The 7,155-nt window shown below is 70.2% G+C and carries 8 protein-coding genes; 1 reads left to right on the top strand and 7 read right to left on the bottom strand.

What is annotated here, in order from left to right; genetic code table 11:
• Positions 1-370: 370 nt before the first annotated feature.
• The 3 genes from P3T35_RS25720 to P3T35_RS25710 all read right to left on the bottom strand — a co-directional run bounded on the left by P3T35_RS25720 (position 371) and on the right by P3T35_RS25710 (position 2,339).
• A complete protein-coding gene (locus P3T35_RS25720) occupies positions 371-1,192 on the bottom strand; it encodes a DUF3710 domain-containing protein (RefSeq protein ID WP_180356596.1) in 822 nt (273 codons plus the stop codon).
• A gap of 68 nt (positions 1,193-1,260) precedes the next feature.
• Positions 1,261-1,728: a dUTP diphosphatase gene (gene dut, locus P3T35_RS25715; protein ID WP_101382485.1), complete on the bottom strand. Its 468-nt coding sequence runs from the start codon at positions 1,726-1,728 to the stop codon at positions 1,261-1,263.
• The gene (locus tag P3T35_RS25710) at positions 1,725-2,339 is read right to left on the bottom strand and encodes a hotdog domain-containing protein (RefSeq protein ID WP_101382484.1); all 615 of its coding nucleotides are present in this window, start codon (positions 2,337-2,339) and stop codon (positions 1,725-1,727) included. The genes dut and P3T35_RS25710 overlap by 4 nt, the downstream gene beginning before the upstream one ends.
• Before the next feature lie 57 nt (positions 2,340-2,396).
• On the opposite strand from P3T35_RS25710, the gene P3T35_RS25705 reads away from it, so the two are divergent.
• Positions 2,397-2,843, top strand: a complete 447-nt coding sequence (locus tag P3T35_RS25705; protein WP_101382483.1) for a DUF3093 domain-containing protein — start codon at positions 2,397-2,399, stop codon at positions 2,841-2,843.
• 221 nt (positions 2,844-3,064) lie between these two features.
• Here P3T35_RS25705 and P3T35_RS25700 read toward each other — a convergent pair whose 3' ends face one another.
• From P3T35_RS25700 to P3T35_RS25685, 4 genes are all read right to left on the bottom strand, one after another.
• Complete coding sequence (locus P3T35_RS25700) at positions 3,065-3,361, bottom strand: DUF4193 domain-containing protein (RefSeq protein ID WP_101382482.1); 297 nt, start codon at positions 3,359-3,361, stop codon at positions 3,065-3,067.
• Positions 3,362-3,863: 502 nt separating this feature from the next.
• Positions 3,864-4,838 (bottom strand): acyl-ACP desaturase, encoded by a 975-nt coding sequence (locus P3T35_RS25695; RefSeq protein WP_101382481.1) that lies wholly within the window; start codon positions 4,836-4,838, stop codon positions 3,864-3,866.
• Positions 4,839-5,028: 190 nt separating this feature from the next.
• Positions 5,029-6,321: a HAMP domain-containing sensor histidine kinase gene (locus P3T35_RS25690; RefSeq protein WP_101382480.1), complete on the bottom strand. Its 1,293-nt coding sequence runs from the start codon at positions 6,319-6,321 to the stop codon at positions 5,029-5,031.
• 23 nt (positions 6,322-6,344) lie between these two features.
• Positions 6,345-6,998, bottom strand: a complete 654-nt coding sequence (locus P3T35_RS25685) for a response regulator transcription factor (RefSeq protein WP_101382479.1) — start codon at positions 6,996-6,998, stop codon at positions 6,345-6,347.
• Positions 6,999-7,155: the final 157 nt, after the last annotated feature.

Genomic DNA, 7,155 nt, shown 5'->3' with positions numbered 1-7,155 from the left:
TATCTGGCGTTGACTTTTGGCACGCTGTTGAGTTCTCAAGGAACGGACGCTTCCTTCGCAGCCACTTCCGTGGCCCCTCCGGGCGCTTCGTTCTTTCGTGTTTCCAGTTTATCAGATGTTCTCCGCGCCGTTTCCGGCTTCGGATTCCATTCCGATTCGCTTTCGCCTTTCGGCGCTCCCGAACTCTATCAGAGCTTTCCGGCCCGTTTTCCCCGCCTGAATCCGAATCGATGTCCGAATTCTGGGCGGAGCCGCGCGGCCAGCGGGGCAACTCGGAGAACACTACGCATGCGGTCGGGTGGAGTCAAACCGGCCCCGGACAGCAGGGCTGTCCGGGGCCGGTCGGGTCTGACGGGCGCTGCCGCAGGGGTCAGCGGACCTCGGTGATCTCCGGGCCGCGCTGGAACGGGTTCAGGGACGCCTCGCCGCCGAAGCGCGACTCGCCGCCCTCCTCGGGGGCGCCGACGCCGCCATCGGCGACCATCTGCGCGTCCTCGGGGAGCTTCAGCACGATCGGGTCGCGCGGCGCCATCGGGGCCTCACCGCGGACCACGACGGTCTGCCGGAAGACCTCCTCCAGCACCGCCGCCGCCTCGGGCTGCACGGCGGCCTGGCCGGAGATCACGCCGCGCAGGAACCAGCGCGGTCCGTCGCAGCCGACGAAGCGCACCAGCTGCACACCCTGGGTGCCGTCCGGCAGCTGCACCGGGACCTGGGCCCGCAGGTGCCAGCCGAGGGTGCCTTCCTCCTCCTCGACCCGGCCGCCCTGGCCGGTGATGCCGTTGGCGATCTCCTCGCGGACCTCGCCCCAGATGCCCTCCGACTTGGGAGCGGCGAAGGCCTGGAGCTGGATCGCGCTGTTGCCGAGCACCAGGGTCGCGGCCACGATCGCCTCGCCGGCCACCTCGACCCGCAGCTCCATGCCCTCGACACCGGGGATCAGCAGGCCGCCGAGGTCCACTCGGCCCTCGGCCGGGCTCTCCAGTTCGGAGATGTCCCAGGGGCCGTCGGGACGCGGTGCCGGCGGCAGGCCGACGCGGTCGGCCGGGTCCTGCTCGGTCTCCTCGACGTCGGCCGACGTCTCGCTATCGGCGTCGGGATCTTCGACGTCATCGGCCGTCTCGTCGGCGCTGATGGCGTCCTCGGCGAGCTGCTCGACGGCGTCCTCGCTCTTCTGGCGACGACGGAACACGGTCACTGTCCTTCCCGGTCCAAGACCGAAGCGATTGCCTGCTGGTACCTGCTCAACGCTTGAGCCGCTCAAACCGCCGCGTGGCCGCCGGTCGAGCCGAACCCGCCCTCGCCACGCGCGGACCCGGGCAGCTCGGCCACCTCGTGGAAGCGGGCCTTCTCGACCTGCTGGATCACCAGCTGGGCGATCCGGTCTCCACGGCGGAAGCTGACGCGCTCGCGCGGATCCAGGTTGACGACGATCACCTTGATCTCACCACGGTACCCGGCATCGACCGTCCCTGGGGCGTTCACGAGCGCAACTCCGCAACGAGCTGCCAGACCGGACCGGGGATGCACGAACGCGGCGTAGCCGTTCGGCAACGCGATGGCGATACCGGTCGGGATGACGGCCCGCTCGCCGGGCTCGAGGTCGGCGTCGACGGCCGACACCAGGTCGGCGCCGGCGTCGCCCGGCTGGGCATAACCGGGCAGCGGCAGTTCGGGGTCGAGCCGCCGGATCAGGATGTCGACCTCGGGACGGACGGTGGTGCTCACGGGTTCACCTCAAAGGCTCTGGCGCGCTTCAGCAGATCGGGGTCGTCCAGGGCGGCCTTGATGTCCGCCGGGCGACCGTGCGTGGTGAAGTGTTCCAGTTTCACCTGAACGAAGAGTGCCGACGCCCGGATCGCGACCGGTCCGTCGGGTCCGCCGATCCGTCCCTCGCCCGCGGAGTAGACCTTGCGGCCGTGCACTCCGGTGACCCAGGCGTGGATGTGCAGGGTGGCGTCAACCGGCACCGGGCGGAGGAAGTCCGTCTCCAGGCGGCCGGTGACCGCGGCCGTGTGCAGCAGCCAGTTGAGCGAGCCCAGGGTCTCGTCCATCGCGGTGGTGAGGATCCCGCCGTGTGCCAGGCCGGGGCCGCCCTGGTGGGCCGACTTCACCACGAACTCGGCGATCACGTCGATGCCTTCGCCGGCCCGGATGTCCATCTGCAGTCCGCTGCTGTGCTGCGGTCCGCACCCGAAGCAGTGCACGTAGTGCGTGCCGAGGGCGGTGCCGGGCGCGGGCGCGGCGGGGTGGCGCACCGGCTCCGAGGCGTCCTCGGGCGGGGTGGTGGGGGTGCTCACGGATGCTCTGGGTACGGTCACGGGCCCGACCCTACTCATGAGTAGCCAGGATGCAATGGCCCACCGCCTCCAAGATCCACCAATGCCTGGGACAGAATGGCGGTTATGTACGACGAACGCCTCACCGCACCCCGCTCCTGGTGGCTGCTGCCGGTCGCGGCCGGCCTGTCGCTCGCGCTGATCCTGCTGAAGTTCGGCGCCGTGCCGGGGTTGGTCGGCCTGCTGACGGGCTTCGTCGCGGCCGCGGTGGCGCTCAGCTCGTACGGCTCGGCGCGGATCCGGGTCGTCCAGGGGTCGCTGGTGGCCGGCCAGGCCCGGATCCCGGTCGAGGCGCTGGGCGAGGCCTTGCCGCTGGACGCCGCCGAGACGGTCGCCTGGCGCTCCTCAAAGGCCGACCCGCGGGCCTTCATGCTGCTGCGCAGTTATGTGCGCACGGCACTGAAGGTGGAGGTGACCGATCCGGCCGACCCCACCCCGTATCTCTACCTCTCCACCCGCGACCCGCAGGCCCTGGCCGCGGCGCTGGACCAGGCCCGCGACTGAGCCCCGGCCACACGGCACGACAAGCTGAGCCCCTGCCACAGGGCACGACAAAGGGACGGTCCGTCAACTACGGACCGTCCCTTCACCGTTCGAGTGCGCCCGAGAGGTTCGGGACGCAGGATCAGCCTCCGGCCCACCAAGGCGGGCCGGTCGGGGCGGTTTGCCGAGTCCGGCGGCGGTGCCGGGCACCTGTCCATCGGGATCGGAGGTGCGCCCAGATCTCAGGCGCAGTCGCGGCAGATCGGCTGACCGTTCTTCTCGTGGTCCAGTTGGCTGCGGTGGTGCACCAGGAAGCAGCTCATGCAGGTGAACTCGTCAGCCTGGCGCGGCAGCACCCGCACCGACAGCTCCTCACCGGAGAGGTCGGCACCGGGCAGGTCCATCGTCTCGGCGCCGTCGAAGTCCTCGATGTCGACAGGACCGGTCGACTTGTCGTTCCGGCGGGCCTTCAGTTCCTCGATGCTGTCCTCGTTGAGGTCGTCATCGGTCTTACGTGGGGTGTCGTAGTCCGTTGCCATTGTTCGCTCTCCCCCTCTGGGTGTGTGCGGTATCTCCAGCGCACGTAACGCATGAGGGGCCGGTCTTGTGCCCGACCCGAGGCCGAGATTGTGCCTTACTTCAAGCCCTGTTACTCAATCGACACTCAGCGACGGGTCCGACCAGGTGATCCACACCACCTTCGAGGGACTCGCGGACAGTTGCCGACAGGGCTCGACAACGGCCCGATATCAGATACGGAAGGTGATGCTACGCCCTGCCGACCACCCGCACCAGGGGACCTTGGCCCAGGTGGGAGGCGGATTCCCGGCGCCCGGGAGCGGAAAAACGGACACCGTCTCCGATTACCGTCCGCAATGATCGACTCGGGCGGGGCGATCACTCTGCGAGATCAGCCAAATGTGTACCGTGCCGGCATGTGACGTTCATCACAGCGTGGGCAATTCGGACGAAATCGGCCGCAAGTGACCGGCCTCACCGCGCCTCGGCAGTGCCTCCAATGGCGCCGGAACCGCCCCTGGGTCACGCCTGTGCGGCCCTCGCGGCACGACGAGCCAGCAGGGCCGCCTGGCGCTCGTCGAACCGGGCCGCCTGGCCGTCCAGCCCCTCCAGGAAGAGCCCCAGCTCCTGCTGCGCCTGAATCCCGGCCGGCCCGAGGCCGCCGACCTCCAGCACCTTGAGGTGGCGCAGCACCGGCTGCAGCACGTCGTCGTGGTGGATCCGCAGGTTGTATATGCCGCCGATGGCGATCTGGGCGGCCGAGCGCTCGAAGCCGGGCATCCCGTGGCCGGGCATCCGGAACTCGGTCACCACATCGCGGATCGCCTGCATGGCCAGGTCCGGGGTGAGCTCGAGGGCCGCCTTGAGCAGGTTCCGGTAGAAGACCATGTGCAGGTTCTCGTCGTTGGCGATCTTCGCCAGCAGCTGCTCGCAGAGCGGGTCGCCGGACAGGTGGCCGGTGTTGCGGTGCGAGATCCGGGTGGCGAGCTCCTGGAACGCCACGTAGGCGATCGAGTGCAGCGCGCTGTGCGCGTTGTCGGACTGGAAGCCGGCGCCCATGTGGTCCATCCGGGCCCGCTCCAGGGCCACCGGGTCCACCGCCCGGGTGGCCAGCAGGTAGTCGCGGATGGCGATGCCGTGCCGCCCCTCCTCGGCCGTCCAGCGGTGCACCCAGGTGCCCCAGGCGCCGTCCCGCCCGAACAGGGTGGCGATCTCGTGGTGGTAGCTGGGGAGGTTGTCCTCGGTCAGCAGGTTGACCACCAGCGAGACCCGGCCGAGCGGGGTGACCTTGGACTGCGACAGCTCCCAGGCCTCGCCGCCGAGCACGCCGTCGAAGTCACGCCCCTGGCCCCACGGGATGTACTCGTGCGGCATCCACTCCCGGGCGGCCTTGAGGTGCCGGTTCAGCTCGCCCTCGACCACCTCTTCCAGGGCCAGCAGCAGCCTGGCATCGGTCCATGCGGTCGAACCGGTGCGCTGAACGGGGGCAATGGTCACGACGGTGGCTCCTGGTGAAACGGGACGTGCGAGTGCACATGCGGGGTGCGGTACCTACGGTGTCGTACCTTACGGCAGCGTAGGTTACGGCAGCGTAAGTACTCGGCCCCGGATATGCCAAACGCCCTGCGCCGCCCCTTCTCGCAGGTGAGGGGCGCGCGCAGGGCGCTTCAGGAGGTTCGTGGACGGCTCAGGCGCCGGGGATCCGGACCCGCATGGTCAGTCCGCCGCCGGGGCGGGGCACCGCTTCGATCGAGCCGCCGTGCGCGCGCACCACCGAGCGCACGATCGACAGGCCCAGCCCCACCCCCTTGTCGCTGCGGGTCCGGTCGGCTCCCTTGAGCCGGCGGAACGGCTCGAAGATGTGCTCCAGCTCGTAGCCGGGCACCACGGGCCCGGTGTTGCTGACCACCAGCTCGCCGACCCCGCCGGGCCCGGGCGCCGTGGTGATCTCCACCCAGCCGTCCGGCACGTTGTAGCGCACCGCGTTCTGCAGCAGGTTGAGCGCGATCCGCTCCAGCAGCACCCCGTTGCCCGAGACCGCCACCGGGTTGAGCTCGGAACGGATCTCCACCTCCCGGCCGGACGCCTCCGGCCGGACCTGCTCGACCGCCTGCAGTGCCACCTCGGAGAACTCCACGGGCCGTCGGTCGACCAGCTCGTTGTCGCTGCGGGCCAGCAGCAGCAGGCCCTCCACCAACTGCACGCTGCGCTCGTTGGTGGCCAGCAGGGTCTTGCCGAGCTGCTGGAGGTCGGGCGAGGCGTTGGGGTCGGAGAGCTGCACCTCCAGCAGGGTGCGGTTGATCGCCAGCGGGGTGCGCAGCTCGTGCGAGGCGTTGGAGACGAACCGGCGCTGCGAGTCGAACGCCCGGTCCAGCCGGTCGAGCATGTCGTCGAAGGTGTCGGCCAGCTCCTTGAGCTCGTCGTCCGGGCCCTCCAGCTCGATCCGGCGGTGCAGGTCGGAGCCGGCCACCTCGCGGGCGGTGCGGGTGATCCGGCCGAGCGGGCGCAGCACCCGGCCGGCCATCGCGTAGCCGGCCACGAAGGCGATCACGGCGAGCCCGACCAGCACCGTGAGGGACTTGCGCAGCAGCGCGTCCAGCTCGGTGTGGGCCTGGGCGTTGAGCGAGCCGCTCAGGTAGTTGTTGACGTCGTTGCCGGTGAGCACCTGGCCGTCGCCGGTCGTGATGTTCACGCCGGGGCCGAGCTTGATCTGGGGCAGCGAGATGTCCTGGAAGGCCTGCTCGACCATGAAGTAGGTGATCAGCAGCAGCAGCACCCCGGCCATCAGGAACATCCCGCCGTACAGCAGGGTGAGCCGGATCCGGATGGTGGGGCGGAACGGCAGCCAGCGCAGGCCGTCGCCGGGGTGGTACTGATCGGTCGGCAGCGGCGGCTCGACCGGGCGCGGCGGGTGCGGGGGCCGCGGCGGTGTCGGGTGCGAACTGCCGGAGGGCCCGCCGGTGGTGGGCGGGGTAGTCATGGGTGTCATCCCTCGGGTTGGGGTCAGATCCGGTAGCCGGAGCCGGGCACCGTGACGATCACGGCCGGGTCGCCGAGCTTACGGCGCAGTGTCATCACGGTGACCCGGACGACGTTGGTGAACGGGTCGGTGTGCTCGTCCCAGGCCTTCTCCAGCAGCTGCTCGGCCGAGACCACGGCCCCGCCGGCCCGCATCAGGACCTCCAGGACGGCGAACTCCTTGGGGGCCAGCTGGATCGAGCGGCCGTCCCGGATCACCTCGCGGCGGCCCGGGTCGAGGCTGATCCCGGCCCGCTCCAGCACGGGCGGCAGCGGGACGGTGGCGCGGCGGCCGAGGGCGCGCACGCGGGCCACGAGTTCGCTGAAAGCGAACGGCTTCGGCAGGTAGTCGTCCGCGCCGATCTCCAGGCCCTCGACCCGGTCGCTGATGTCGCCGGAGGCGGTCAGCATGATCACCCGGGTGGCCAGGCCCTGGTCGACCACGCTGCGACAGACGTCGTCACCGTGCACCAGCGGTAGGTCGCGGTCGAGCACCACGACGTCGTAGTCGTTGACGGCGATCCGCTGCAGGGCGGCCTCGCCGTCGTACACCACGTCGACGGCCATCGCCTCCCGGCGCAGGCCGGTGGCCACGGCTTCGGCGAGCAGCTGCTCGTCCTCGACGACAAGAACCCGCACTGCGGTTGTCCCTTCTCCGGGGGCCACGCGCGGCGGGAGCGAAGGTCCCGTGCGCGGGCCTACGACTCCGACGGTCCCTCCATCCTGCCCCCTGTACGGGTAAAGCAGCGGTAAGTCGACCAGCGGCGACCCCTCGGAGTCGAACATCCGAGCGATC

Source organism: Kitasatospora sp. GP30, assembly GCF_029892145.1.
In the GTDB taxonomy this organism is placed as follows: Bacteria; Actinomycetota; Actinomycetes; order Streptomycetales; family Streptomycetaceae; genus Kitasatospora; species Kitasatospora acidiphila.
This window is presented reverse-complemented; position numbering and strand designations above follow the sequence as displayed.

Bases quoted from the DNA above. Each gene is read 5' to 3' on its own strand.
- P3T35_RS25710 (WP_101382484.1), bottom strand. From the start codon at position 2,339: ATGAGTAGGGTCGGGCCCGTGACCGTACCCAGAGCATCCGTGAGCACC.
- P3T35_RS25705 (WP_101382483.1), top strand. From the start codon at position 2,397: ATGGCGGTTATGTACGACGAACGCCTCACCGCACCCCGCTCCTGGTGG.
- P3T35_RS25700 (WP_101382482.1), bottom strand. From the start codon at position 3,361: ATGGCAACGGACTACGACACCCCACGTAAGACCGATGACGACCTCAAC.
- P3T35_RS25690 (WP_101382480.1), bottom strand. From the start codon at position 6,321: ATGACTACCCCGCCCACCACCGGCGGGCCCTCCGGCAGTTCGCACCCG.